The organism is Neorhizobium sp. DAR64872/K0K18 (assembly GCF_050500175.1).
In the GTDB taxonomy this organism is placed as follows: Bacteria; Pseudomonadota; Alphaproteobacteria; order Rhizobiales; family Rhizobiaceae; genus Neorhizobium; species Neorhizobium soli.
On the sequence record NZ_CP191446.1, the window covers coordinates 2,989,892 to 3,014,750 of the forward strand.

The following is a 24,859-nucleotide window of genomic DNA, read 5'->3' on the forward strand; positions in this document are numbered from 1 at the left end:
CCCCCGCCCCGTCGATCGGATTGTCAAGAAACGCCGGCAGCTCTTGCGAACCGGCGCATACGGACGGCAATCGGCATACGCAGGTGCTTGAGCGCCCGCGGGTTGTCGATTGCCGTTTTCAGAATCCCGCCGAAAGATCGTTTCTTGATCTCGTCGACGAGTGTGAGGAAGGAAGCCGCTTCGCGAATGCTCTGCGTGCGACGGCGCTGTGCGCTCATTGCCCGCGGCTCGAGAGAGAAGCGCTTGAGGAACTTCTCGTCGCCGGCAAGCATCGCCGTGAGATGTTCGGGTTTGAGGACCCGTGAGATCGAACCGTGGCGCAGATGGTAGACGTAACCGGCCTCGGGCTCGATGGCGCAGACGCCGCCGCTCGCGATCGCGGACGCCAGCAGGATGTAATCCTCGCCGATCCGCAGGTTCTCATCAAAGCGCAAGCCGTGCTGATTGAGGAAATCGCGGCGGAAGATCGGCTTCATATAGCCGAAATTGAACGTGCTTTCGAAGATGATGTTGGATTCGATGAAATCGGCGAGCTCAAGCGTCTTTCGCGCTTCAAGATCGGCGCGCGAAAACATCGCTGTCGGCTGGCCACCTTCGAGCGGGACGACGTCGATATTGTCGACCACGATCCGTGCATCCATCGCCCCGGCGCGTGCGATCATCCGCTTCAGGCGCTGCGGATGGATCGTGTCGTCGGCATCGAGCACAGCGATCCAGCGGCCGGTTGCGGCATCGAACCCGGCATTGCGTGCGGCCGCAGGTCCGCCATTGACGGGCTGGACGATAAGCTTCACGCGATCGTCGCGATCGCGGCAGCGAAGCGCAAGCTCGCGGGTGCCGTCGCTGGAGCAGTCGTCGACGACGATCACTTCCAGGGACACGTCGACCTGGGCAAGCGCGCCATCGATCGCGCCTTCCAGCGTCTCCTCAGCATTGTAGGCGGCGATGACGAAGCTGACATCGGGTGCGGTAACAACGGAAGTCATGTGGCCTCCACCATGCCGTACTGGCGGATCTCGCGCATGCCGAGCGTCCCCATGACCGAACCGGCGTGAAGTGCTGCGCGCAGGGCATAGCGTGTACGGGTGACAGGAACGGCGACCGCACCCACCGTCACCACGGCGCAATAGCCAAATTTCACCGCAGCGATTGCGGCCTTCTTGATCCGCGACAGACCGGCACTCTTTGCCGCAACGATGCGGCCATGGGTCTGACCGGAGCGGAAGCGGCGTTTGGCAAGCCACGAGAAGCTGGCGCGCTTCTGCGGCACAGGCTCTTCCAGCAGGGCGTCACGGGCAAACTCGATTTGTCCGCCGGCATCGGTCAGCTGGGTGAAATAATGCGTATCCTCGCCACCGCTCTGGCCGAGTGACAGCGCGAACTTGCGCGCAGCAAGCTTCGGCGAGCGCATGTCGAGAAGCACGTTGCAGGTATAGCCGGTGACGATACGGCCATTGACCCAGACGGGATTGGTCGAGTGGAAATCACCGCTGCGCATCCAGGCCGGAACATCGTCCGGATAGATGGCGCGCACGGGTCCGAGGATAGCATCGGCCGACGTCGCTTCGGCGCGGTCGACAAGCGCTGCAAGCCATCCAGGACCGGCCGTCTCGTCGTCGTCGATAAACGCCAGATAATCCGCCTGGCAGGCAGCAAGGCAGGCGTTGCGCGCAATCGAGATGTTCGATTTCGGGCAATGGACATACTCGATCTCGAAGGGCGAGACGGCTTTCAGCCGCTCCACCAGCGCTTGCGCACTCGGCTCCGCGTCGTTGTCGGCGACGATCAGCCGGACCTGCGTGTGTTCAGGCACGTCGAGCGCAAACAGCGACCGCAACGTGACCTCCAGTTCCGGGCGCCGATAGGTGCAGATGCCGATATCGATGCGGAGCTTGCCGCTGCCAGCCACGATCATGCACGCCTCCTCGATTTGATGCCGATCAGTTCCAGCCAGAAGCCTGCCGACCAGGCGAAATGCATGATCATCGCCGACACCGCGGCAAGCGGACCGAGCGGGTTATTTTGGCCAACAGCCATCCAGACGCCGTAGCCGAGGCAGGCGACCGCCCAGACAACCAGCGGAATGGCCGCCCACCAGTAGAGGACGGCAAGCACGGCGCCGATCACGACAGGTGCGACCGCCAACGGAATGGCCTGGCGGATCTTGGGGATCGACCGATGCTTCAAAAGGTTCTTTGCCCGGCCGCGGCCATAGCCGAGATACTGCCGGAACAGCGCCGAGGCGGTGGAGCGCGGATAATAGGTCATGTAAGTCTTGCCGGTCATCCAGATGCGGAAACCGGACTGGCGAAGGCGGAAATCCAGTTCCGCATCCTCGTTATGGCTGAAGCTCTCGTCGTAACCGCCGACAGCCTGAAACGCGAAGATGCGCATCAGGGCGTGGTGGCCGTGATCGACCCACTCGCCGCCGCCGCCGGCCCGGTGCTTGGAGCCGCCATTGCCGAGCTTGGAGTTTTGCGCCGCAGCCGTTGCCCGCTGGAACAGGCCAAAGCCCACCGTTTCCATGCCGACCACGATCGAATCCGCTTCCAGCGACACCGCTTCCTGCAAAAGCGTCCGGCAGTAATCGTCGGGATAATCGCCATGCGCGTCGATGCGGATCAGATATTCGAACTCCGCGCCGAACCGCTGGACGGCGAGATTGATCGCCGCACTCTGGATGCGCTTGGCATTGTGCATCAGCGCCACGTTCGGCAGTTCCTGCGCGACGCGAAGGACGATCTCCTGCGTGCCATCCTTGCTGCCGCCATCGGCAACGACGATCATGTCGCTGGCCGAGCTTCGCTGCTGGTCAAGCTTGCGTAAAAGCGGCTCGATGGTCTTTGCCTCATCAAGGCACGGGACGACGATCAGTGTCCGGATCAAGGACAGGTCGCCATGGGAAACATCGGCATTCGAAGGCACACGCATGACTATCTCACCTCACGACTGCACGGTTGAAATGGCCGGTACCGACGGTACGGCCAGCGAAATATTGCGATTGAGGCCCGCAAGCCTGTCGACCAGCGCGCGGCAATCGTCAGCATCGGTAACCCACTGGCTCCGATCGAGGGTCGCAAGCCGTGCGAAGCGATCGAAGTAGAGTGCGTCGGTCATGCCGGAGAACAGGGTTTCCAGATCCCCCGGCGTCGCGTTGTCGAGAAGAATGCCGATATCGCGCTTAGCCACAAAGCGGCCGGTCTCGGTGCGCGACAGCGCGATGGGAACCGCGCCATGCAGCCCGCCTTCATAAAGACGGTTCGGCAAAAGCCACTCGGAGTTCAGCCCTTCCTCGAAGAAATCGATCGCCCAGGTGAACTGGACCTCGTTGTAGATCTCCGCCAGATCCTCCGGATTGCGGTAGGGACCCTCGAAACGCACGAACGGCGCGTTCTTCACCTGCGCATCGAAATCGGCAAACTCGCTATAGGCCGGCCGTCCCCGGATGATGACCTCGACCCCGCCGTTCATCTTTTCGGCAAAGGCCGTCAGGATATCGAGCGACTTGCGGCAGCGGATCGCACCGAACCAGCCGATCTTCCAGGGCTCACCCTGCTTGGGCAGACGCGGTTGCGGCTTTGCGACGGACGCTTCGCCCAGCTGCAGAACCTTGTTCTCGAGCAGAAGGACCGGAAGATCGAGCCCGGATTTCGGCTTGAAGAAGTTTTCGACAAAGGCCGGCGAGCTGGTGATCAGCAGCCGGGCCGACTTTGCGAAATGCCGCTGCACGGCACGCAGCACCCGGCCCTTGGCGCCCTCGTCGAGAAGCAGCCGGTGGATATCGAGACATTCGTAGACGACAGGCACGTCGCCGCCGAACAGCGACGCGGCGCCATCGGCGAGAACCAGCATTTCGAGATTGCGGGCAATGATGACATCCGGCATGGGAACGCCGGCAAGTCTCTTTTGCAACTGCATCCGGGCACTAATCACGGCCTTGATGCGCTGGCTGAACTGTCCGTCCTGCGTTGAACCGAGATCGATGGAGCGCACGCCTTCCTCCTGACCCAGCAGGTTTCCCGCGCGCCTGAAGCCTGCGACCGTGACGCTGGCGCCGCCGGTCTTCAACGTCAGCACCCGCCGGCGAATGGCCGGGTCGGCAAGATCATGGGCCAGATAGAGGACCTGCAGTGTCACGTCGTTCAACTCCCTGTCGAAAGATCAGTCGAGCGTGCAGAGCACGGATTGCGGGAAAGCACAGTCTTCGCCGAGCGCCGTATAGGCGATGCGATCGACTTCCATCGTGGTGGGGCCGGAATAGGCGAACGGGCCCATCCAGGATTTCAGCGTATCACTGCCCCACAGGCTCAGAAAGATCTTCTGGGCGTTCTGCGGGATCTTCGACGGGTCGGTGACTTCCTGCACGAGCTTGCCGTTGAGGAAGTAGCGCAACCGCTCCGGCTCCCAGATGAAGGCGTAGTCGTTGAAGCCCTTGTCGGCGCCACCGGCGACGGGAACGATCTTCTCGTTCTTGCCCTTGCCATTGATATACTGGTTGAGCTGAACCTGATCGACATTCTTGCCGAGCACCTCGAAATCGATCTCGTCCCACGGCTTTTTGTCGGTCGGGCCGATATAGGTGAAGAAGGCTGAGTTGAGGCCAGGACCGGTCGCCGACTTGTAGCGCGCCTCATAGGTACCGTAACCGAAGCGGGCGCGGGTCTGGATCTCGCCGCAGACGTTTTTGCGGTCCTTGTTCTGGCGCTCCTCGAAGGTGAGCTTCAGATTGCCGCCATCGGTCGTCACCTGGCGCTGCGACCAGGTGCAGTTCTGATGAGCGCCATTGTTCCAGCCGTTCGAAACGAACCAGAACGACCGGTCGAGCCGATCAAAATTCTCGACGAAAGACGTGCCCTTGGCATCCGGCTGCGGCTTGCCGCCCGGATGGGGTTTGGTATCAGGACGGTGCTTTGCGGCCGGATCCTGCGCTTGGGTCGCCGGAGCTTCGGGGGCTGGCGGTGCCTGGGCATAAGCTGGAGCGCAGGCGAGCACTGCCAGCGCGGCGAATGCCCTTGCAGCGGCTCGGAAAGCGGGTCGAATCTGTCTGGCTGGTGCCGTCATGTTTCACCTCTTCTGTGGGTCAGGGCGGGCTCGCGGCCATGCGCGGAATGCCCGGACGAATTGGAGTTCTGTGTCTGCGCAAGCTTTGCCTTGCGGCCGCGACTGCCCGTCAGCGTCTGGTAAAGGCCGGGCATAAGGCGCGACACCAGCGCATTCGAAATCACCAGGATGATGAGGGCCGAGGCAATCGCGCCGACATAGAACAGCGGGTAGAGCTGATCGCCGGCGATGCGGTTCCAGACCATCCACATCACCACGAGCAGCGGGTAATGGGCGCAGAAGATCCAGAAGCTGAGGCTGCCGGTGGCGGCCAGCCGTTTGCCGAGCGTCGAGCGGATAGCAAGTGCCGACATCAGCCAGAATCCGCCCGCACCGATGATCGACAGCGCGTTGCGCAGAAGCTCGAGCGACCAGGAATAGTCCGGTCCCGTCTGATAAAGCGCGATCGACAACAGGACGGCGGCGGCGACAACCAGTGCCGTTCCAGGAATGGCGAAACGGTCGAGCGCCGAGAGATCGATGCGGTTCAATGCGAGGAAGATGCCGAAGGTAAAGGAGAACAGGATCGACTTCTTCAAAACGATGAAGAGCGTGAGATCCGGCAGGATCGCCACCACGAACAGGATGACCAACGTCGGCACCGCAGCCTTGCGCACGAAGAAGGCAAGGATTGGCGACAGGGCGATGCAGACGACAAGATCACGCAGGAAATAGAGCGGGATGTCGACGGGAAAATTCTCGCTCGCAAACGCATAGTTCGCCAGTTCACGGGAGGATGCATTCCACAGGTCCGGGAAATACCCGATGCCCATGCCGGCGCGCTGCACCAGAAGGACGACGGCGAACAGGCCGAGGTTCCACAACAGGAACGGCACAAGCACGGTCCGCGCCTTGGATTGCATCACCTTGCCGTAGTCGAAAGCATCCCAGCCACGGCGAAACAGCAGATAGCCGGAAATCGCGCTGAGGCACGGCACGCCGATACGAAACAGGCTGTCGCCAAGAAACACGCGGAGCCAATCGAAGAAACCGTTCTGGCCGAGGAACGGGCTGGTCTGCGGATCGAACGGGACGTGGACGAACACGATGCCCGAGATCAGAAGGATGCGCATCAAATTGATACGGGAGGAAATGGTTTGATCAACAGTCAAACGAACTACCCTTTTTGGGCGGCGCCTCCCGTCACCACCGTTTCAATCAGAGCAGACTTTGAGCCCGCATTTTCGAGTGCCAAGGATCAGGTGCAGTTTGGCACAAAATGTGGCGGCGCAGCGAAAAGCCGGGATCCGACCGGCCCGCAGCGGCATCCCCTTACCCGTTCCATTCGCGAGTTCTACTTTCGCGAGTGCTGAAACGCTATGGATTCCGGGGGGATCACCGATTTCTTATGCTGCACTGCACAACAGAGAAAAAAATCAATTCGTCGTGAAAATAACTTCGACCTCAGACGACACTCAATCAAATCGGTTCGCATCCTCGCCCGATTGCGGCGCGATTAAGGCGAAAATGCGTCTCAACGATGAGGCAAGGGCATCCTTCGTTATGCAGGAGGTGCGTCCGCAACCGACCCACCACGACGCCGCTTGACCATGCCGATTATTTTTTTGACGAGCGCCCTTTCCGTCACGAGGAACATGGCGCCGTAGAGCACGCCGCCCACGACAGCGCCAACGAGGAGCTGGAGATAGGGACTGGTGAGCTGTGCTTCGAAGGTGGAAAGGGTCAACCGGACCCCGACGCCCATGACGAGCGAGGTGAGCATCGACCGGCTGCTGGTCATCAGACCCCAAAAGAACGGAATGCCGTCGACCCGGAACACGGCCCAGGAATAACCGACCAGAGTGATGGCGTTGACGACGCAGAGCGCCACCATTGCATCGACAAGGTTGCCATAGGTGGCACCGAGGATGATGGCGAGTGTCGTTGCAACGGCCCGCAGCACCGCCGACCAGAACAGCACCCGGCTTTGGCCGGTGCCCTTGAGATAGGGTATGAACGTGCTGCAGGGCGTCACGATTGCCTTCGACAGCGCGAGCAGGCCAAGCACCGGCCAGGCATAGGCCCATTGCGGCCCGAACAGCACCAGCATAGCCGGTTCCGCCACTGCCCACAGCCCGAACATGGCCGGCGCCAGCACCACCGTCATCACCTGGGTGGACAGCATCAGCGCGTCGGTGCGGCGCTTGCGGTCGTCGCCCATCAGACTGAAGGCCGGGAAGAGCACGCCCATCACCGCGGACAGCACGACCTGGTTCGGAATGCTGGCAAACCGGTTGGCGGCCGAATAGGCGCCCGCATCGGCAAGCGTCAGCATCCGCGCGATCACCACCATCGGCGCCTGAAAGGTCACGAAATTGGCGATCTCGGACCCCATCAGCCCTGAAGAATAGCGCACCAGCGGCCCCATCCGATTCGGCTTAATGACGAAACGCGGCACATAGCGCGTGATCGAGTACAGGCCGACAAGTCGGATCACCGCCGAGGAAAACAGCTGCACGACCAGCGCCCAGATGCCGAACCCCATGAAGGCGAGCGCCAGGGCGACCAGCGCCGCCGTGGTTTCCGATACGGTGCTGAGGATCGCGTCCTTGCTGAAATTCATCTCACGGGCGAGCAGCGAATAGGCGACATCGGCCGTCAGCTGCAGCGGAATGAGAAAGGCCATGATACGCAGGAGATCGGCGCTCTGGGCCGCACCCATCCAGCTGCCGATGCCGTTTGCGCCGAGGAAAAGGATCACCGACATGATCAAAGACATCGCGAGATTGGCCCAGAAAACGGTGTGCACCGTATCCATGCCACTGTCCCGATCGACGATCAGTGCCGACGTCAAACCGGCACCACCGATCATCGCCAAAAACTGTACGACGGTGAGTGCGACAGCCACCGTTCCGAAATCTTCCGGGGTCAACAGTCTTGCCAATATCGGTACAGTGACAAATTTCAGCCCGAATGTGGCGGTCTTTGACAGCACACTCCAACCGACATTTGTCGTGATCGTCTTCACGCCTTGGGTTGGGGCCATCTTTGAATTCCTATTGTTGGATACTGATTGAGAGCCAGCGTGAAGCCGCAATCCAAGCCGTCCAGGCGGCTAGCGGTTTGCAATTCTTGAAAAAAGCAGGGGCAGAAACATGGCGACATTCACCGTAATTATTCCATTTTATCAACGGGAACCGGGTATCCTTACCCGGGCCCTGCAATCTGTTTTCAGCCAGAGCTTCGTGGATTTTGATATCATCGTCGTGGACGACGAGTCACCCCATAACGCAAAAATCGAACTTCAGGACGCCGATCCGACCTGGCTCGAGCGCATCCGAATCATCGAACAAAAGAATGGCGGGCCGGGGGCGGCGCGCAATACCGGGCTGGACGCGGTGCCCGCCGAAACGCGTTTTGTGGCGCTTCTCGACAGCGACGACGTGTGGCTTCCGGATCATCTCACCAACGCATTCGAGAGCATGAGCCGCTTCGGCGCCGAGTGCTACTGGGCCTCGATGCAGGCGAGCGAAGAGTTCTATTACCACTTCGGCATGGCGCAGCTGGAGAAGACCGAAGGCGGCACACGGCTATCGGAAAAGCCGCTCATCATCGAGCTTCAGGACCTGGCAAGCGTCATGCTGCGCAACTGGAGTTTCCTGCATCTCACCTGCATGGTGATGTCCCGCCCGGTCTTCGAGGCTGTCCGCTTCGACCCTGAATTGAGACTGGCTGCCGAAGACGTGCTGTTCTTCTGCGACTGCATCCTGAAATCGAAGCGGACGATCCTCTGCGACGAGCCGGGCGCTGCGCGCGGCATGGGTATCAACATTTTCCACTCGATCGACAACCAGTCACCGGAATTCCTGCGCCAGCAGTTCAACACGTGGGTGGCGCTCGATACGCTGGAACAGCGTTTCAGCAACAGGCCCGGCGACGTCGCCTCGATTGCAGGTTATAAGAACACCGCAAGACGGCAGGCATTGTGGAGCCAGGCCGGGCGGATGAAGCGGCGCCAGAGCCCGGAATTCGGCCTTCTGGCCAAGTGGGTGATGCGCGATCCGGCACTCATCCGCGCGGCCTTCGAACTGGGCGCGGGAAAACTCGGTATGGGTGCGCGCGAGCGCTCGGCGACGTAAATTTCGCATTCTTTCACAAAGACTTCACTCCCATCAGGAGGCTTGCATGCAACCTTATTACTGGGCATCCCACCACGGCAATTTCGGCGACGACCTCAATCTGTGGCTCTGGGATTATCTTCTTCCGGGCTTTCGCGACGTCCACGCCGATACGATGCTGGTCGGCGTCGGTACCGTTCTCAACCCCGTCCTGCTTCCGCCCGGGCAGAAAAAACTGGTGATCGGCAGCGGCTATGGCTATGGCGAGGCACCCGATATCAATGATCCCGAATGGGACGTGCGCTGCGTGCGCGGACCATTGACGGCGGCGAAGCTCGGTCTTCCCCTCGACAGAGGGATCACTGACCCCGCGGCTCTCATCCCCGATATGCCGGAATTCCAGAACCTGCCAAAGATCCACAAGAAGACCTTCGTTCCCCATTGGGAATCGGCGGAATTCGGCATGTGGCAATCGGTCTGCGAGCCCGCCGGACTGACTTGGCTCGACCCGCGCGGCGAGGCGAAATCGGTCATCCGGGCGATTGCCCAGTCCGAGATGATCGTTGCCGAATCCATGCATGGCGCGATCCTGGCCGATGCATTCCGGGTGCCGTGGATTGCGGTGAGCACATCCAGATCTATCAACAATTTCAAGTGGAACGACTGGGCACAGTCCGTCGGTGCGACCTACAATCCGCACTTCGTGCCGGTTTCGACACGCGCCGAGGCAGTGGCCAAGAAAACCAAGTTCTGGGGAATGAGCTTCGACGGCGGCGGCGGCCAGCAGCAGCCGGCCCATCACGAACCTGCAAGCGCAGATGCATCGGTAATGACGCGGACCGCTGCCCCTGCGGCTCCTGCTCAGTCAGGCCTTCGCGGCATGGCGAAGCAGGTCCTTGCGGCACCGTCGATCCTGGCGCTCTGGCAGGCCAGCCGGACCGAGCCACAGCTCAGCCCGGATGCGATGCTTCAAGACAAGAAGCAGCGTTTTCGCGCTGTTCTGGACGAGATCCGCCGCGACTACTTCTGAACGGCGGCAGGGTCCGCTGCGGCCGGAACCCCGGCAAGCAGATAGCGCATGGCATGCGGCGTGGCGACCGGAACCGGTCCGCCACGTCTTGCCTCCATCTTGTCCAGCAGGATCGCCTGCGCGACATAGGGCAGGAACTGCGGCCGGCCGAACATGTAGCTAGCGGCCGCGACAATTCCCGAATTCGACTTGGTATCGAGGAAGGCGCGATGCTCGTAGCGTTCCCGGATGTGGTCGCGGTGACGGGTAATCACCGCCCTGGCCTGCGTCGGCAGCAGCGGATCCGACAGGATCGCCTCGTCCGCTTCGTATAGCGTCTTGAGGTCATGGGTGCGGTGGCGGCTGCTGAGCGAATCGGCCCTGACGACGGCGCCGTAGCCGCAATGCTCGATCACCTTGTAGCGCGCACCCTTGGCCAGAGCCCGCAGATAGAGATCGTAATCCTCGCCAAGCCTCAGGCCCTCGTCGTACCGAAGACGATGGGCATCGAGGAACGAGCGACGAATGATCGGCTTCAGAAACCCTGTCTCGCCGCGCGGCTTTCCGCGCTCGGAAATATTGCCCTCGACGAATTCGATGAGCGAGATCGTCCGCGCCCTCGACTCGAACTTTTCGGGCGGCACTGCGGCGGCAGGATCGGAGATGAAGGCGATGTTGTCGGCCAGCATGTCCCAGTCGCCGAGCGCCAGCATTGGCTCGAACCGTCCAGGAAAGAAGAAATCGTCCGCATCGAGAATGGCGATCAGCGGTGCACTGGAGGCGGCGATCGCCCGGTTTCTCGCAGCAGACGGGCCCTGGTTCTTCTCCAGCGAGATGATCTGCAGCCGCCCGCTGCCATCATCCGCACTGCGGGCAGCGCCGGCCGTGTCGTCGCTCGAGCCGTCATCGACCACGACGACTTCGCTGACAAGCGCTTCATGCAAGGCGGACCGGACGGCGGTGGCGATCGTGTCTGCTGCGTTCTTGGCTGCGATGACGACGCAAATCGTCTGAACATCGGGGTGGGCCGTTGCGCTCTCCATGAGACTGTCTCCATCGTTCGTCGTGCGAGCACCTGAACGCAGGAAGATGGCCTCCATATGGAAGCACTGCAACAAAAACCGAAATGGGACTGAGAGCGCCGGCTAGATATCCCGGGCAGGCAGGTGTGACGTCACGTCGGACGGAAGGTTGGAAACCTCTCTGGAGCGCGCAGCGACGGCGGTATCTGTCCGACCCCTGCTACCCGCGAGCTTCTCGCGGTGAACGAGGTAAACGATGCCAACGAAATAACCCACCTGGATAATAACCGCGCAGAGGAGCGTGTGTATAAATGCTGTGTAGACGGACCCGCTGATGAAAAAGGACGCGAGCGCGAAAACGACCAGGACGCAAAGGATACTTATAAATACGCGCGGCGCATACATGATCGCCCTCCCGAGCAGCTTATAGTTCTTGGCTTCTAGACGCAGGCTCCTCCCTGCACCGTCACGATAGGACCGGCAGTAGTCGGATGCAAGCAATACAGCATCTGCTATGCCGAGTATTAATGAAACTTTCGTAAGGTTTGCCGGTTCCCTGCCCCGCCTTGGCAGTTCCTTGCGATTAGCGTGAATGGATTCTTACCTTGGTACCACAGCGCCCAATCGCATTTCCGCCACAATTTGGACGTGAAGCTCGCCGTCTGGAACATTCCGCTGCTGGATGTCGCAGACTCAGGGTCACCGGCGTTCAACTTTTGTTACAAAGGTGACGAGGCCCGACGAAGCCATATTGCACTGCATCATTGTATTGCGGTGCGAAATGCGTAGGCCTTTGGTCTTATACCCAAGCTACTTCCTGGCCCTGCTCAAAGAAGCAATCACAGGTTTAGCTCTGGACTGGCCCTGCGCAGAAGCCCCCCAATACGCTAATGGCACGGGTATTATTCTAACTCCGGGTATAGTTGCCAGAAAAGAACAGTAGACCTGGGGTCGCTATTCAATCGATTGTAAAAAAATCGGAGTGTTGATCGGATTTCGGCGCGCGTCGACCCGCATCGGGACAGCGCTCCCGGAAAAAATTGGCTGGCATCAAATTCCGAACACAGACTTATTATCAAATTGTCGACGAAAAGACCCGCCGAAAGGCATCACCGACTATCGCAAAACCTAAATGGAGTTACCCTCTATGAAGTCAGCGACACGTTCGGCTAGTTCGCCGTTTGTAGACTCCGACCAGGCCTTCGGTACCCTCCCGATCGGTGGCCTCGCTAAACGCAGCTTCGATATGACCGCAGCTGCATGCGCGCTGATCCTGTTCAGCCCGCTATTTCTGATGATCATGGCCCTGGTGAAACTCACCGATAAGGGCCCGGCCTTTTATGGCCATAGCCGTATTGGCCATAACGGACGCATTTTCAAATGCCTCAAGTTCCGGACCATGGCGACCGACGGCGACGAATTGCTGCGCAACTATCTGCGTGACAATCCGCATGCCGCGGAAGAATGGCGTCTGACGCGCAAGCTGAAAGACGACCCACGCGTGACGTCTGTAGGCAAAGTCCTGCGCAAGCTCTCTCTCGACGAGCTGCCGCAGTTGCTCAACATCGTGCGTGGCGAAATGAGCGTGGTTGGACCGCGTCCGGTCGTGGACGAGGAACTGAAAGTCTATGACGCGTTTGCCGTCTATTACCTTCGCACCCGTCCTGGCCTCACAGGCCTGTGGCAGATCAGCGGTCGCAACGATGTGTCCTACGAGACGCGCATCGCTTTCGACACGCAATACGTCCAGAACTGGTCGCTGGTTCGCGACATCGCCATCATTGCAAAGACCATCCCTGCGGTCTGCTTTGCCCGCGGCAGCTATTGATCTGAGTTTCTTTTGATAGCCTGAGAAATCCTGGTCGGTCACCGGCCGCAAAAAAAATCAAGAACAAGTCACCAGACGAACTCAACAGTCGAAACAAGCGCGAGCCGACCTCCCACGGATTTGCGTTTGAATGCGATTGAAGGACCCGTAGATGTTGAAGAACGATCATTCGAAAAGCGGTTCGCCGGCGCTCCTTTTTGCAGCCGGCGCCCTGCTGCTGAGTTCAGTCGCGCCAGTCCTGGCGCAGGACAAAGCCCCGAAGACCACACAACAGACCTCCACTGAGGCCGAAACCGCAACACCTGGCAAGGCTGCGGCACCCAAGACCCCTGCAGCGGTTGCCGCAAGCGGTCCTGCCAGCGGCGGCTATAAGCTCGGCGTCATGGACAAGCTGCGCATCCGCGTGGCCGAATGGCAGCCGGCCGATGGCACGGTGCGCGACTGGGACGTGGTTGGCGGCGAATACACGGTCGGCCCGTCCGGGGCGCTGTCGCTTCCGTTTATCGGCGATCTCGACGCAGCCGGAAAGACGACCGCCGAAGTTGCCGGTCTGATCGGCCAGCAGCTGCGCGACAAGTTTGCGCTTCGAAACCTGCCCTCTGCCTCGGTTGAAATCAGCCAGTACCGGCCGGTCTATCTCGCAGGCGACGTCACGACCCCGGGAGAGTTTCCCTATTCCCCGAACCTGACGGTGCTGAAGGCGGTAAGCCTTGCCGGCGGCTTGCGCCGTTCCGACGCGGGTCAGCGCTTTGCCAAGGACTTCATCAACGCGCAGGGCGACGTTGCCGTCTACGACAACCAGCGCGGCCGCCTGATTGCACGTCGGGCACGGCTTGTGGCCGAGGTTTCCGGATCGCGCGATCTGCCGATCCCGGCGGAGCTGAAAGACGTGCCCAATGCCGCGCAGCTGATTGCCAGCGAGACATCGCTGATGAAATCACGCCGCGACCGCTATGAGCTGCAGCTGCAGGCCCTCAACGAGCTGCGCAGCCTTCTCGAAAGCGAAGTGAAGTCGCTCGCGCAAAAGACAGAGACGCAACAGCGCCAGCTCGATCTCGTGTCGGAAAACCGGGACAAGATGTCCCGGCTCACCGAACAGGGTCTGGCTACCAGCAGCCGCCTCCTGACCATCGAGGAGCGCACGGCCAGCATCCAGTCGACCCTGCTCGACATCGACACGTCGACCTTGAAGGCAAAGCAGGATATCAGCCAGGCGAACCAGGACGAGATCAACCTGCGCAACGACTGGGAAGCAGACCGGGCAAAGGAGCTTCAGGATACCGAAGCGGAACTTGAAAAGCTCGGCCTGCAGCTGACCACCAGCCGCCAACTGATCTCGGAGGCAGTTGCACAGTCCGCCGAGGCGCTGCGCTTCGACCCGAGCAAGACAGCCGCGACGATCAAATACACCGTCGTGCGCGACGAAGGCGACGGCCCCAAGGAAGTGGCTGTGGACGAGAATGCCCGTCTGATGCCGGGCGATGTGGTGAAGGTGACCTCCGAACTGCTGATGCAATAGGGGTAACCGGATGAAGATTGCCAAGTCGTCCCTGATCGACCCGGAGAAGAACGAGATCTACGGGATTGCTGCTGTCGCGCTGTCCTTTTTCGTCTTTGCCTATTCGAGCAGGTTCGGGCAGATCTCGATCCTTGCCTATTACGGCGTATGGTTCCTTCCGGTCGTGACCGACTACCGACGGGTGCTGGGCCGCTATTCCCGGTTTCTCTGGATCTTCTCGTTCGGCATCTTCTGCTTCATCTCCGCTTTCTGGTCGCCAGCCTTTGGCGTGTCGCTGCGCACGGCCATCCAGTATCTGACGCATATCGTCTGCGCATTGATTGCCATGCGGATGCTCAGCACAAAGACGCTGCTGCGCGGCGGCCTGATCGGAACCGGGATCGTGCTCGTCTATTCGATCCTGTTCGGCACCTATCTGATGGACGCGATGGACAATACGTTCAGCTTCGTCGGCGCATTTTCCTCCAAGAATCAGCTGGGTTTCTTCGCGTCGCTCGGCGTGATCTTCTCCTATGCGGCGGTGATGCTGTTTCGCATGCGCGGCATCTGGATGATCGGTGCCGGCGGCAGCGCGCTTCTGTCGGCCTATTGCCTCCTCGCCTCGCAGTCTGCGACCTCTGTCATCACCACGGCCGGTGTCGTGGCGCTCTGCATCGGCCTGCAGGGGTTCATGTTCTTTTCGCCGAAGCACCGACGCGGCTTCTTTGCGATTGCGCTCGTGTTCGGGCTTGCCGGCATCGTCGGTGCGCTGCAGTTCGGCGCGATGGATGCGATCCTCGGCGTGTTCGGCAAGGACTCGACCCTGACGGGCCGCACCTATCTATGGCAGCAGGGCATTGCCGCCGCTGCACAGTCTCCCATCATCGGCATGGGCTACCAGGGATACTGGGTTCCAGGCGCCTCCGAGGCCGAACGCCTCTGGCAGGAATTCTTCATTACCGGCCGCAGCGGATTCCATTTCCACAACACCTATATCGAAAGCATGGTGGAGACTGGAATCATCGGCACGGGCCTGCTTGTCTTCATCCTGATCGCCTGCCTCACCGGCCATCTGAAACGGCTGCTGACCATCTCGCGCACGCCGGAATCGCTGCTGTTTGTCGGGCTGTCGACCCTGCTTGTGATTCGGTCCTTCGTGGAGATCGACATCCTCAACCCATACCAGGTCGGGTCTTTCCTGTTCTACTTCATGGCCGGTCGCCTGACGCTGGCGGTAAGACCGGTCAAGGCAAAGGCGGACCGCCCTCAATACGGTTTCATGCCGAATTCACCCACGGGGCCTGAGCGCGGGCAAAATGGCGAACCGGGCATTCCGGCAGGCTGACACGCCCAAACGGGCGTCGAAGGACGTGAAGACAATGCCTACTCTCTATTCGATCCAGTATCTAAGAGCCTTTGCGGCGCTGGCCGTGGTGCTGTTTCATGCCGGCGAGAAAAGCGGCCTGCACTTCACCATCGGTGCGGCGGGTGTCGACGTGTTCTTCGTCGTCAGCGGCTTTATCATGATGGCGATCAGCGACGCCCGCTCGGCAAGTCCCGGCAAGTTCTTCAAAAACCGGCTGCTGCGCATCGTGCCGATCTACTGGGCGGCGACACTTCTGATGATCGCCGGCGCCCTCGCCGGTGCGTTTCCAAACCTCGTGCTGAGCCTGCCGCATGTGCTGGGCTCGCTGCTGTTCCTGCCCGTTGCCTCGCCCAGCACCGGCGCACTCTGGCCTGTCCTCGTGCAGGGCTGGACGCTGAACTACGAGATCTTCTTCTACGCCGTGTTTGCGCTCACCCTGTTTGCGCGCCCATCGGCCCGGCTTCCGTTGCTGGCGCTGGTGTTCGGAACGCTTGTCGCAATCGGCCTCGTCATGCCGCCCGAAAATCCGTCGGTTGGCTTCTACACGGCCCCGGTCATTCTGGAATTCGTGGCCGGTGCAGCACTTGCGAAACTCTGGCAGCGCGGCGCGGTCCCGCCGGCCACGATCGGGCTGGCGCTGATCTGCCTGTCGATCGCCGGGTTCGCGGCGATCCAGATTTTCAAGCTTGAATTCGATGCGTGGTCCTGTGGACCGCTTGCGATCATGCTGGTGACCGGCGCGCTCAGCCTTGAAAAGAGCCGCTCGGTCCCAAAGATCCCTGCCCTCGCCTATCTCGGCGATGCGTCATACTCAATCTACATCTGGCATACGTTTGCGGTCTCGGTCGCCGTCAAGATCCTGTCGTCTGCATCCCTGCCGCCTGTCGCGGCAACCACGATCGCCGTAGTCGCCGGCACGCTGGTCGGCGTCCTCGCCTATGAAGCGCTGGAGCGGCCGATGCAGGCACTGGTGAGGGGAAAGCGGACGGGCCTGTGGCGCCTTCCGGCGAAGCAGACAGAAAGACGACCGGTCCCTTGACCGGCCGTCCGTTCATCGTGGTGAGCCGCTAACTCAGGCGTATTGCGGCGGATCGTCGTTTTCATCCGGGTTCGGCACCGGATCTTCGTCCGGCAACCTGTCGGGCTCCGGCTCACCGATCGGAGGGACCGGCGGAGCGGGTGTTGGCGGGATTGGGCCGGGTACGGGTTCAAATGGATCCTGGGCCATGGGCACTCCTCTCTCTGTTGACTAAAGGGAACATCGCAGCCTCAGGCTGCCATGCGTTCCTCGACCGAACGCCAGTTCACGAGCTTGTCGAGGACAGCGCGGATATGCTCCGGCTTTCGGTTCTCGTAATCGACGTAATAGGCATGTTCCCATATATCGATGCCGAGATAGGCGGGACGTCCGACAGCAATCGGGTTCTTGCCGTCCTCATAGCCGATCAGCGCCAGCTTGCCGGCGTCATCCCGAGTGAGCCACACCCAGCCGGTGCCGAACACGGTATCCGAGATATCGACGGCGCGCTTGATGAAGCCATCATAGTCGCCGAACGTCTCGTTGATCGTCGTCGCAACCTCGCCCTGCGGCCGGTTCGGGCCACCGGGTACGAACTGATCCCAGTAGGCCACATGGTTCCAGGCCTGGGCGGCGTTGTTGAAGATCTTCTTGTCCGCATCGGCATCGGACTTGGCTGATTCCACAACGATCGCCTCAAGATCCATGTCGGCATATTTGGTGCCGGTCGACAGCGTGTTCAGCTTGTCGAAATAGGCCTTGTGATGCTTGCCGTAGTGCAGGCCCACGGTCTTTGCGGAAATGACCGGCGCCAGATCGCCCTCGCCGAATGGCAGCTTCGGCTGTGCAAACGGCGCGGCGGCCCGTGCGATATTGGGAATTGGAAACACCGCAGCGGCCGCTGTGAAAGCGGTTGCGGTGAGAACGGTTCGACGGTTGAGTTCCATGAATTGAGCTCCTTCCCTGTTACCTCTAGGAAAGAACAACCCCCGAGACGCGGATCGGTTTCCCGATCCCGCCTGACAATTGCGTGTTGCGGAGCACGGACGTCATGCGTCCGGCACGTTGTCCTTGAGCTCTTTGATCCAGATCCGGCCATTGCCATCCGACGGTGCCCGCCAGTCGCCGCGCGGCGAGAGCGAACCGCCCGACGTGACCTTCGGCCCGTTCGGCGAAGCCGAGCGTTTGAACTGGCTGATGGTGAAGAAGCGGAATAGGAACGTCTCCATCCAGCGCTTGATGACGGGCAGATCGAACTGCCGCTTTTTCTCCTCCGGGAAATGCGACGGCCAGGCGCCAGCGCCGGCATCCTTCCAGGCCTGCAGCGCCATATAGGCGATCTTCGACGGCTTCAGGCCGAAACGGGTGAGATAGTAGAGCGTGAAATCATGCAGATCGTAGGGACCGATCTTGTCTTCCGTGCTCTGCATGGCGCCATCGGCGCCCGCCGGCACCAGTTCCGGCGAAATCAGCGTATTGAGGATGCGCTGCAGCGTTGCATTGGTTTCGTCATCGAAGCTCTCGGCCTCGATGACCCAGCGGATGAGGTGCTGGATCAGCGTCTTCGGTACCGAAGCGTTGACGTTGTAATGGCTCATCTGGTCGCCGACCCCGTAGGTCGACCAGCCAAGTGCGATCTCCGACAGGTCGCCGGTGCCGAGCACAAGCGCATTGCGCTGGTTGGCAGCGCGGAACAGGAAATCGGTGCGCAGACCCGCCTGCACATTTTCAAACGTCACGTCATAGACCGGCTCGCCGCCGCTGAACGGATGTTTGAGATCGTGCAGGAGCTGGGTCGAGAGAGGCTTGATGTCGACCTCTTCGGCCGTAATGCCCATGCCGCGCATCAGCGCCCAGGCATTCGACTTCGTGTCGTCGCCGGTGGCAAAACCCGGCATGGTAAAGCCGAGAATATCGGTGCGCGGCCAGCCGAGCTGGTCATAGGCCTTGGCTGCGACCAGCAGCGCATGGGTCGAATCGAGGCCGCCTGAGATGCCGATGCAGAGCCGCTTGATGCCGGTCGATTTCAACCGCTTCATCAGGCCCTGGACCTGGATGTTGAAGGTCTCGTAGCAATCCTGATCGAGCCGTTTCGGATCTGATGGCACGAACGGATAGCGCTGGATGGCCCGCTCCAGATCAAGCGTTTCTTGCGGCCGCTCGAAGTCGAACAGGACGCGCCGGAACGTCTTGCCTGCCGTCAGATGCAGCGTTGCGGCATCGTTGAACGTGCCGGTGCGCATTCTCTCGAGACGCAGCCGCTCGACATCGATATCGGCGACGCACATCTGCGGGCCGGCCGGAAACCGCTCGGTCTCGCCCAACAGATCGCCCAGTTCGTAGATGCAGGCCTGGCCGTCCCAGGCGAGATCGGTGGTGGATTCGCCGGGGCCTGCGGCCGAATAGAGATAGGCGGCAAAGTTGCGCGCCGACTGGGTGGCGCAAAGCAGCTTGCGCATCTCCGCCTTGCCGACGGTGATGTTGCTGGCCGACAGGTTGGTGAGGATCAGAGCACCGGCCATGGCGCCGAAATCGCTCGGCGGCGCTGGCAGCCAGACGTCTTCGCAGATCTCCACGTGGAAGATGAAATCGCGGATATTTTCAGCGGCAAACTGCAGATCGATGCCGAAGGGCACCGATTGTCCGGCAACCGAAATCATCATGTCGCGCACGCTGCGGCCGGATGCGAACCAGCGCTTCTCGTAGAATTCGCGGTAATTCGGGATATGGGTCTTCGGCACGACGCCGAGAATGCGGCCTGCATGGATGACGACGGCGCAGTTGAACAGACGTCCTTCGTGACGCAGCGGTGCGCCGACAAGAAGCACGGGAAGCAGCGCCTTGCTTTCCTCGACGATCGTTGCAAGCGCGCTTTCGACCGCATCGAGAAGAACGTCCTGGCCGAGCAGGTCGTCGATCGAATAGCCGGAAATGCCAAGTTCCGGAAACACCATCAGCGCAACGCTGCGCGCGTGACCTTCACGGGCCAGATCCAGCGTCGCACGCGCGTTGAAGTCCGGGTCGCCGAGTTCGCAGACGGGCGTGCAGGCGGCGCCGCGAATGAAGCCGTGGCTATAGGGCGAATGGAAATTCATCTGGCACTCCGAAGGCATGGTCATTGGCCGCGATCGTGACGTCTCGCATTTGCGACTGCCCGAGACGCCTACCTAAATCATTGGCCTGTATAGCACCTCTGTAAACACGCGCCAGCATAGCGACATCAGAATCGGGTGACGTTGGAAATGGCGACGGCGATTGGCAAAATCGAATTTCCGTGACAGCTTGTCCGAACGTGTGACCGCACACGGTTTTTCCCGCATGCAATTTTTCAAGAAAGCCAAATTCAAACGTCATATTTTGGAGCGTTGTCATGTCCGTACTGGATGATCTTCTTCGCCAGAAAGCTGAGATCGAGGCACGCATTCTCGATGCCCGGGCGCAGGAAATCGATCGCCTCAAGCTGGAATTTGCCTTCCTCGCGCTCAAGCTGCGGGAGCTGAACGGTCTGCCGAAGCCGCTTGTGGACCTGTTCACCGACAAGGGAGGAACGTTCAACTCATTCCGGGCGCTGAACGTCAAGAAGCCATAGCCGCCGGCGTCAGAGGGCCCTGCAATGGACCTGGCGCAGCTTGCGAAAAATTTAGCTCTCACCGAGCGGACACGACTGAAGATACTGCGTTCGGGCTTCACCATCAGCGGACACAAGCTCTGGACGGATGAGGAAGACCTGATCTGCCGGATCTTTCATCCCGATTACTTTGCCATAAGCCAGGTTCTGCATGCCCGGTCGAAAAAGGCCATACAGACACGCTGCCAGAGACTGGGTCTTGCACCACGCCGGCAGGCCTGGGGATGGTCGGCCCGGCAGAAATTGCGCAGGCTCTATCCCGACGCAGACCGGAAAGAGATCTGCGACGCGTTTCCGGGCGTCAGCTGGGACCGGATCCAGGCGGCGGCCCGCTATTACGGTTTTCGCCGCAGCCGGAAGCCCTACAAGCTGACAGGCATTCCGGCGCTCGATCAGCTGCGAAGCCGCTGCTACGCGATCCGGTGGATCATGCGCGATATGGATGAAGAGGCCGGCACCGGCCAGTATTTCCAGACCCGCGGATACAAGAGCCGCTACCCGGATTTCAAAGCCATCGACAAGGGCGTCCGGGCGCTCGGCGGCCATCTGGAAGTCCGCTGGGACGACGCAAAAGGCGGGCATGTCCCGCCGGACATACCCGCCTTTCAAACCAGCCTTGGGAGGCTAACTCGTTAGGTCGTTCAGGCTGCGGCCTGGGCGCTCGCATTGAGCGGGATCTCGACGTCGATCTCCAGGATAGTGCAATGTTCGTCGCGATCCATCTTTACCGTTACGCGGTCGGCGTCCAGCTGGACGTGCTTGGCGATGACGGCCAGAATTTCCTCGCGTAGCACGGCGACCAGATCGGTGCCGACAACCATGCGTTCATGAGCAAGCAGTACCTGGAGACGCTCGCGGGCCGCGGGCGCCGATTTCGGCCTGTTGAAAAGGCGGAACATGTTCATGCGGCCTTCCTTCCGAAGATCTTGCCGAAGAGACCGCGCTTTTCGCCCGGGATGGTCATTGGCAGGACCTCGCCGGCGAGACGCCGCGCGGCATCGAAATAAGCCTGGGCCGGAGCGCTCTTGGCGTCGGCCAGCGTCACCGGTGCACCGATGTTGGAGGCACGCAGCACATCCATGCTTTCCGGAATGATGCCGATCAGCGGGATCGACAGGATTTCCAGAACGTCGTCCACCTTCAGCATGTCGCCACGCTCGGCACGGTTGACGTCGTAGCGGGTCAGCAAAAGATACTTTTCCATCCGCTCACCGTTCTCGGCCTTGAGCGTCTTGGAATCGAGAAGACCGATGATGCGGTCGCTGTCGCGCACCGAAGAGACTTCCGGATTGGTGACCACGACGGCCATATCCGCATGGCGCATGGCAAGCGTTGCACCGCGCTCGATGCCGGCAGGGCTGTCGCAGATGATCCAGTCGAAGTAGCGCTTCAGATCGGCCATCACGCGCTCGACACCTTCGGATGTCAGGGCATCCTTGTCGCGTGTCTGCGAGGCGGGCAGCAGGAACAGGTTGTCGAGGCGCTTGTCGCGGATCAGGGCCTGCGGAAGCTTCGCATCGCCCTGGATGACGTTGACGAGGTCGTAGACGACCCGGCGCTCGGCACCCATGACGAGATCGAGGTTACGCAACCCGACATCGAAATCGACGACGACGACCTTTTCGCCGCGGCTGGCGAGCGCCGCGCCGAGGGCCGCGGTCGAGGTCGTCTTGCCGACCCCTCCCTTGCCCGAAGTCACAACTATGACTTTCCCCATACCAATCTCTCCTGTGTCCTGCCGGCCCGTTATCATTTGCTTTTTTTCATTTCTTAACTGAGCGTTTCTGCCATGATGATGTCGCCGTCGAGCCAGAGCTGGACCGGCTGCCCGCGAAGGCTTGCGTCCATGTCCTCGGCCATCTTGTAGATGCCGTCGATCGCGACCAGTTCGGCCTCGAGCTTGCGGCAAAAGATCCGCGCCGTTGCATTCCCCAATGATCCAGCCATGACTCGGCCGCGTATTGCGCCGTAGACATGCACCGAACCGCCAGCAATCACTTCGGCACCGGAGGCAACCGAACCGATAACGGTCACGTCACCTTCCGCGAAGATGACCGACTGACCGGAGCGAACCGGCTCGTTGATCACCAGCGACTGGATGACCGGCCGGACCTCGGCAACCTTGATCGGCTCGTTGCGGAGCTGACTGTCGGTATCCGTTTCCGGCTGCTTGGCACCTTGCTTGGTAGCAACGCCAACTTGTCCGGAGCTTTCTTGAGCCGACTTATCCTCGGACTTTTCCGGGACTTCGAAATCGGATGCAGCCTTGCCGCCCCGCATCGCCGGCGGCATGCCGGGGCCAAGCATCGACGGGCGAGCGCCTTCGATACCCATGATCCGGACATTGCGTTCGGCCAGCTGTTCGAGCAGGTCCTTCAGCTCGATCTTGTCGATCGAGACCTCGGAAATATCGAGCACGACCGGCCGGTCGAGAAAGAAGCCGGCCGAGCGGGCAGCCAGATCGTCAAGGCGCGCGAGCCAGTTGTCGAGCGGCAGATCGGGGGACAAGACGACCGCCAAAAACGAGCGGCCCTTGATACGGATTGAGCGAGCGTCTGTTAGCACTTTGGTCATCTACGTAAACAAATCGTTGACGTTAGATGTAGCGCCGGGGTGGTTAACAAAAGGTTAACGCACCCCTCCAAAGCTTTAACGAAGACCCCTTCTAGGTCAATTTCAGCCCCGCCGTTTCGGCAGCCTCGATCGCCTCGTCATAGCCGGCATCCGCATAGCGGATAATGCCGAGCGAGGTGTCGGTGGTGATCGAATGTTCAAGCCGTTCGGCGGCTTTTTCCGTGCCGTCGGCAATGATCGTGACACCGGCAGATGTCATGTAACCCGCATAGCCACCACCGCCCGAATGGATGACGACGAGATCGGCCATCGACGCACACATCGTCATCGCGTTGATCAGCGGCCAGTCGGCGATCGCGTCCGATCCGTCCTTCATGTTCTCGGTCATGATATTGGGATGCGCCATGGCGCCTGCATCGAGATGGTCGCGCGAAAAGGCAATCGGCCCGGCAAGTTCGCCGCTTGCGACCAGCGCGTTCACGGCCAACGCGAGCTTGGTGCGTTCGCCATGCCCGAGCCAGGCGATGCGTGCTGGCAAGCCTTCGAAGGGCACGTTTTCGCGCGCCAGCCGGATCCAGTTGGTGACGATGAAATTATCCGGGAAAAGCTCGAGCACGAGATCGTCGATGCGGGCGATATCGCTTTCCTCGCCCGACAGCGCCATCCAGCGGAACGGCCCGATCGCCTTGCAGAAGAGCGGCCGCAGATAGGCTTCGGTAAAGATCGGAATGTCGAAGGCGTTGGCAACGCCGCCTTCGCGCGCCTGGGTGCGGATCAGGTTGCCGTTGTCGAACACTTCCGCACCCTTTTCCTGCAGGCTCAGCATGGCGCGGACATGGTCGGCGATCGAGGCGCGGCTCGCTGCCATCAACTGACCCTGGCCCTCCTTGCGAAGACGCCGCACTTCCTCAAGGCTCATCCCCCTCGGGACATAGCCGTAGACGAGATCATGCGCCGAGGTCTGGTCGGAGACGATATCGGGCACGATGTCGCGCTTGACAATCTGCGGGTAGATGTCGGCGGCATTGCCGACGAGGCCGATCGAGACGGCACGTTTCTCGCTGACCGCCGCATCGATCATCGCAAGCGCCGTATCGAGATCTGATGCCACCTCATCGAGAAAACCGATCTCGCGGCGTTTGGCGACCCGTTCCGGATCGATATCCACCACCAGGATCGCAGCGCCCGCCATGCGACCGGCGAGCGGCTGCGCGCCGCCCATGCCGCCGAGACCTGCCGTCAGGATGAAGCGACCGGCAAGCGAGCCGCCGAAACGCTTCTCGGCGATCCGCATGAAGATTTCATAGGTGCCCTGAATGACACCCTGGCTGCCGATATACTGCCACGCTCCGGCCGTCAGCCCGCCCCAGCAGATCAGACCCTTTTCCTGCAGCGCGTAGAAATACTCGGCCTTCGCCCACTGCCCCACGATGTTGCAATTGGCCATGATGACGAGCGGCGCCTTGTCATGGGTCTTGAGCAACCCGACCGGCTTGCCGGACTGGATGATCAGCGTCTGATCCTCGTCCATCGTCTTCAGTGTGCGCACGATCGCCTCATGCGCCGCCCAATTGCGCGCCGCCTTGCCGAGCGCCGCATAGACGATCAGATTGTCCGGATCCTCGCCCACTGCCAGCACGTTTTCCAGAAGCCGCAGCAGAGCCTCCTGCCGCCAGCCCTTGGCACGCAGTTCGGGCCCGCCGGGGATCGGGAAGTTCGGATGGCGCGGGTTGGGCTTTGGCATGTGGATCGTGTCCT

General features: G+C 60.8%; 24 protein-coding genes. 8 read left to right on the top strand and 16 right to left on the bottom strand.

Annotated features, from left to right (window positions below; translation table 11 throughout):
• Positions 1-23: 23 nt before the first annotated feature.
• The 7 genes from ACQY1P_RS20100 to ACQY1P_RS20130 form a co-directional block, all read right to left on the bottom strand.
• A complete protein-coding gene (locus ACQY1P_RS20100; protein WP_430255127.1) occupies positions 24-986 on the bottom strand; it encodes a glycosyltransferase family 2 protein in 963 nt (320 codons plus the stop codon).
• A complete protein-coding gene (locus ACQY1P_RS20105; RefSeq protein ID WP_430255129.1) occupies positions 983-1,915 on the bottom strand; it encodes a glycosyltransferase family 2 protein in 933 nt (310 codons plus the stop codon). The genes ACQY1P_RS20100 and ACQY1P_RS20105 overlap by 4 nt, the downstream gene beginning before the upstream one ends.
• A complete protein-coding gene (locus ACQY1P_RS20110; RefSeq protein ID WP_174197067.1) occupies positions 1,912-2,931 on the bottom strand; it encodes a glycosyltransferase family 2 protein in 1,020 nt (339 codons plus the stop codon). The genes ACQY1P_RS20105 and ACQY1P_RS20110 overlap by 4 nt, the downstream gene beginning before the upstream one ends.
• A gap of 12 nt (positions 2,932-2,943) precedes the next feature.
• Complete coding sequence (locus ACQY1P_RS20115) at positions 2,944-4,137, bottom strand: glycosyltransferase (RefSeq protein ID WP_430255131.1); 1,194 nt, start codon at positions 4,135-4,137, stop codon at positions 2,944-2,946.
• 24 nt (positions 4,138-4,161) lie between these two features.
• Positions 4,162-5,061, bottom strand: coding sequence for a family 16 glycosylhydrolase (locus ACQY1P_RS20120; RefSeq protein ID WP_430255133.1), 900 nt, complete (start codon positions 5,059-5,061; stop codon positions 4,162-4,164).
• Positions 5,058-6,212 (bottom strand): acyltransferase family protein, encoded by a 1,155-nt coding sequence (locus ACQY1P_RS20125; protein ID WP_430255135.1) that lies wholly within the window; start codon positions 6,210-6,212, stop codon positions 5,058-5,060. Before ACQY1P_RS20125 ends, ACQY1P_RS20120 begins: the two co-directional genes overlap by 4 nt.
• A gap of 389 nt (positions 6,213-6,601) precedes the next feature.
• The gene (locus ACQY1P_RS20130) at positions 6,602-8,086 is read right to left on the bottom strand and encodes a lipopolysaccharide biosynthesis protein (RefSeq protein WP_430255137.1); all 1,485 of its coding nucleotides are present in this window, start codon (positions 8,084-8,086) and stop codon (positions 6,602-6,604) included.
• Between the two features lie 109 nt (positions 8,087-8,195).
• Between ACQY1P_RS20130 and ACQY1P_RS20135 the strand changes: the two genes are divergently transcribed.
• Together ACQY1P_RS20135 and ACQY1P_RS20140 are read left to right on the top strand one after the other, a co-directional pair.
• Positions 8,196-9,179: a glycosyltransferase family 2 protein gene (locus ACQY1P_RS20135; protein WP_430255139.1), complete on the top strand. Its 984-nt coding sequence runs from the start codon at positions 8,196-8,198 to the stop codon at positions 9,177-9,179.
• 46 nt (positions 9,180-9,225) lie between these two features.
• Positions 9,226-10,188: a polysaccharide pyruvyl transferase family protein gene (locus tag ACQY1P_RS20140; RefSeq protein WP_113111826.1), complete on the top strand. Its 963-nt coding sequence runs from the start codon at positions 9,226-9,228 to the stop codon at positions 10,186-10,188.
• Here ACQY1P_RS20140 and ACQY1P_RS20145 read toward each other — a convergent pair.
• Both ACQY1P_RS20145 and ACQY1P_RS20150 read right to left on the bottom strand, forming a co-directional pair.
• Positions 10,179-11,210, bottom strand: coding sequence for a glycosyltransferase family 2 protein (locus ACQY1P_RS20145; RefSeq protein WP_430255141.1), 1,032 nt, complete (start codon positions 11,208-11,210; stop codon positions 10,179-10,181). The two genes, ACQY1P_RS20140 and ACQY1P_RS20145, sit on opposite strands and share 10 nt — an antisense overlap.
• A gap of 102 nt (positions 11,211-11,312) precedes the next feature.
• Positions 11,313-11,594, bottom strand: coding sequence for an exopolysaccharide production repressor protein (locus ACQY1P_RS20150; RefSeq protein WP_082472025.1), 282 nt, complete (start codon positions 11,592-11,594; stop codon positions 11,313-11,315).
• 742 nt (positions 11,595-12,336) lie between these two features.
• On the opposite strand from ACQY1P_RS20150, the gene ACQY1P_RS20155 reads away from it, so the two are divergent.
• The 4 genes from ACQY1P_RS20155 to ACQY1P_RS20170 all read left to right on the top strand — a co-directional run bounded on the left by ACQY1P_RS20155 (position 12,337) and on the right by ACQY1P_RS20170 (position 16,920).
• On the top strand, positions 12,337-13,017 hold the full coding sequence (locus tag ACQY1P_RS20155; protein ID WP_062461596.1) for a sugar transferase: 681 nt from the start codon (positions 12,337-12,339) through the stop codon (positions 13,015-13,017).
• 151 nt (positions 13,018-13,168) lie between these two features.
• A complete protein-coding gene (locus ACQY1P_RS20160; protein WP_082471974.1) occupies positions 13,169-14,536 on the top strand; it encodes a polysaccharide biosynthesis/export family protein in 1,368 nt (455 codons plus the stop codon).
• 10 nt (positions 14,537-14,546) lie between these two features.
• A complete protein-coding gene (locus ACQY1P_RS20165; protein ID WP_174197073.1) occupies positions 14,547-15,860 on the top strand; it encodes an O-antigen ligase family protein in 1,314 nt (437 codons plus the stop codon).
• Positions 15,861-15,894: 34 nt separating this feature from the next.
• The gene (locus ACQY1P_RS20170) at positions 15,895-16,920 is read left to right on the top strand and encodes an acyltransferase family protein (RefSeq protein ID WP_430250960.1); all 1,026 of its coding nucleotides are present in this window, start codon (positions 15,895-15,897) and stop codon (positions 16,918-16,920) included.
• A gap of 33 nt (positions 16,921-16,953) precedes the next feature.
• Here the strand turns inward: ACQY1P_RS20170 and ACQY1P_RS20175 are convergent, their stop codons facing one another.
• The 3 genes from ACQY1P_RS20175 to ACQY1P_RS20185 all read right to left on the bottom strand — a co-directional run bounded on the left by ACQY1P_RS20175 (position 16,954) and on the right by ACQY1P_RS20185 (position 19,994).
• Positions 16,954-17,109, bottom strand: a complete 156-nt coding sequence (locus ACQY1P_RS20175) for a hypothetical protein (RefSeq protein WP_092659468.1) — start codon at positions 17,107-17,109, stop codon at positions 16,954-16,956.
• A 41-nt stretch (positions 17,110-17,150) separates the two neighbouring features.
• Complete coding sequence (locus tag ACQY1P_RS20180) at positions 17,151-17,846, bottom strand: superoxide dismutase (RefSeq protein ID WP_062581865.1); 696 nt, start codon at positions 17,844-17,846, stop codon at positions 17,151-17,153.
• 102 nt (positions 17,847-17,948) lie between these two features.
• Complete coding sequence (locus ACQY1P_RS20185) at positions 17,949-19,994, bottom strand: NAD(+) synthase (protein ID WP_430255144.1); 2,046 nt, start codon at positions 19,992-19,994, stop codon at positions 17,949-17,951.
• A gap of 275 nt (positions 19,995-20,269) precedes the next feature.
• On the opposite strand from ACQY1P_RS20185, the gene ACQY1P_RS20190 reads away from it, so the two are divergent.
• Together ACQY1P_RS20190 and ACQY1P_RS20195 are read left to right on the top strand one after the other, a co-directional pair.
• Positions 20,270-20,488, top strand: a complete 219-nt coding sequence (locus tag ACQY1P_RS20190) for a hypothetical protein (protein WP_062461605.1) — start codon at positions 20,270-20,272, stop codon at positions 20,486-20,488.
• 24 nt (positions 20,489-20,512) lie between these two features.
• Positions 20,513-21,163 (top strand): hypothetical protein, encoded by a 651-nt coding sequence (locus tag ACQY1P_RS20195; protein WP_430242105.1) that lies wholly within the window; start codon positions 20,513-20,515, stop codon positions 21,161-21,163.
• A 5-nt stretch (positions 21,164-21,168) separates the two neighbouring features.
• On the opposite strand, the gene minE is transcribed toward ACQY1P_RS20195, so the two are convergent.
• The 4 genes from minE to ACQY1P_RS20215 form a co-directional block, all read right to left on the bottom strand.
• The gene (minE, locus tag ACQY1P_RS20200; protein WP_062461607.1) at positions 21,169-21,432 is read right to left on the bottom strand and encodes a cell division topological specificity factor MinE; all 264 of its coding nucleotides are present in this window, start codon (positions 21,430-21,432) and stop codon (positions 21,169-21,171) included.
• Positions 21,429-22,244 carry a septum site-determining protein MinD gene (minD, locus tag ACQY1P_RS20205; RefSeq protein ID WP_062461610.1) on the bottom strand — a complete coding sequence of 272 codons (816 nt, stop codon included), beginning with the start codon at positions 22,242-22,244 and terminating at the stop codon, positions 21,429-21,431. Before minD ends, minE begins: the two co-directional genes overlap by 4 nt.
• Positions 22,245-22,297: 53 nt before the next feature.
• Positions 22,298-23,101 carry a septum site-determining protein MinC gene (gene minC, locus ACQY1P_RS20210; protein ID WP_062461613.1) on the bottom strand — a complete coding sequence of 268 codons (804 nt, stop codon included), beginning with the start codon at positions 23,099-23,101 and terminating at the stop codon, positions 22,298-22,300.
• Positions 23,102-23,192: 91 nt separating this feature from the next.
• Positions 23,193-24,845 (bottom strand): urocanate hydratase, encoded by a 1,653-nt coding sequence (locus ACQY1P_RS20215; RefSeq protein WP_430255146.1) that lies wholly within the window; start codon positions 24,843-24,845, stop codon positions 23,193-23,195.
• Positions 24,846-24,859: the final 14 nt, after the last annotated feature.

Excerpts from the sequence above, each read along its gene's own strand:
- ACQY1P_RS20160 (WP_082471974.1), top strand. The coding sequence starts at position 13,169 with ATGTTGAAGAACGATCATTCGAAAAGCGGTTCGCCGGCGCTCCTTTTT.
- ACQY1P_RS20135 (WP_430255139.1), top strand. The coding sequence starts at position 8,196 with ATGGCGACATTCACCGTAATTATTCCATTTTATCAACGGGAACCGGGT.
- ACQY1P_RS20185 (WP_430255144.1), bottom strand. The coding sequence starts at position 19,994 with ATGAATTTCCATTCGCCCTATAGCCACGGCTTCATTCGCGGCGCCGCC.
- ACQY1P_RS20165 (WP_174197073.1), top strand. The coding sequence starts at position 14,547 with ATGAAGATTGCCAAGTCGTCCCTGATCGACCCGGAGAAGAACGAGATC.
- minC (WP_062461613.1), bottom strand. The coding sequence starts at position 23,101 with ATGACCAAAGTGCTAACAGACGCTCGCTCAATCCGTATCAAGGGCCGC.
- ACQY1P_RS20195 (WP_430242105.1), top strand. The coding sequence starts at position 20,513 with ATGGACCTGGCGCAGCTTGCGAAAAATTTAGCTCTCACCGAGCGGACA.
- minE (WP_062461607.1), bottom strand. The coding sequence starts at position 21,432 with ATGAACATGTTCCGCCTTTTCAACAGGCCGAAATCGGCGCCCGCGGCC.
- ACQY1P_RS20190 (WP_062461605.1), top strand. The coding sequence starts at position 20,270 with ATGTCCGTACTGGATGATCTTCTTCGCCAGAAAGCTGAGATCGAGGCA.
- ACQY1P_RS20145 (WP_430255141.1), bottom strand. The coding sequence starts at position 11,210 with ATGGAGAGCGCAACGGCCCACCCCGATGTTCAGACGATTTGCGTCGTC.
- ACQY1P_RS20180 (WP_062581865.1), bottom strand. The coding sequence starts at position 17,846 with ATGGAACTCAACCGTCGAACCGTTCTCACCGCAACCGCTTTCACAGCG.
- ACQY1P_RS20120 (WP_430255133.1), bottom strand. The coding sequence starts at position 5,061 with ATGACGGCACCAGCCAGACAGATTCGACCCGCTTTCCGAGCCGCTGCA.
- ACQY1P_RS20140 (WP_113111826.1), top strand. The coding sequence starts at position 9,226 with ATGCAACCTTATTACTGGGCATCCCACCACGGCAATTTCGGCGACGAC.
- minD (WP_062461610.1), bottom strand. The coding sequence starts at position 22,244 with ATGGGGAAAGTCATAGTTGTGACTTCGGGCAAGGGAGGGGTCGGCAAG.
- ACQY1P_RS20130 (WP_430255137.1), bottom strand. The coding sequence starts at position 8,086 with ATGGCCCCAACCCAAGGCGTGAAGACGATCACGACAAATGTCGGTTGG.
- ACQY1P_RS20170 (WP_430250960.1), top strand. The coding sequence starts at position 15,895 with ATGCCTACTCTCTATTCGATCCAGTATCTAAGAGCCTTTGCGGCGCTG.
- ACQY1P_RS20110 (WP_174197067.1), bottom strand. The coding sequence starts at position 2,931 with ATGCGTGTGCCTTCGAATGCCGATGTTTCCCATGGCGACCTGTCCTTG.
- ACQY1P_RS20155 (WP_062461596.1), top strand. The coding sequence starts at position 12,337 with ATGAAGTCAGCGACACGTTCGGCTAGTTCGCCGTTTGTAGACTCCGAC.
- ACQY1P_RS20215 (WP_430255146.1), bottom strand. The coding sequence starts at position 24,845 with ATGCCAAAGCCCAACCCGCGCCATCCGAACTTCCCGATCCCCGGCGGG.
- ACQY1P_RS20175 (WP_092659468.1), bottom strand. The coding sequence starts at position 17,109 with ATGGCCCAGGATCCATTTGAACCCGTACCCGGCCCAATCCCGCCAACA.
- ACQY1P_RS20100 (WP_430255127.1), bottom strand. The coding sequence starts at position 986 with ATGACTTCCGTTGTTACCGCACCCGATGTCAGCTTCGTCATCGCCGCC.
- ACQY1P_RS20105 (WP_430255129.1), bottom strand. The coding sequence starts at position 1,915 with ATGATCGTGGCTGGCAGCGGCAAGCTCCGCATCGATATCGGCATCTGC.
- ACQY1P_RS20150 (WP_082472025.1), bottom strand. The coding sequence starts at position 11,594 with ATGTATGCGCCGCGCGTATTTATAAGTATCCTTTGCGTCCTGGTCGTT.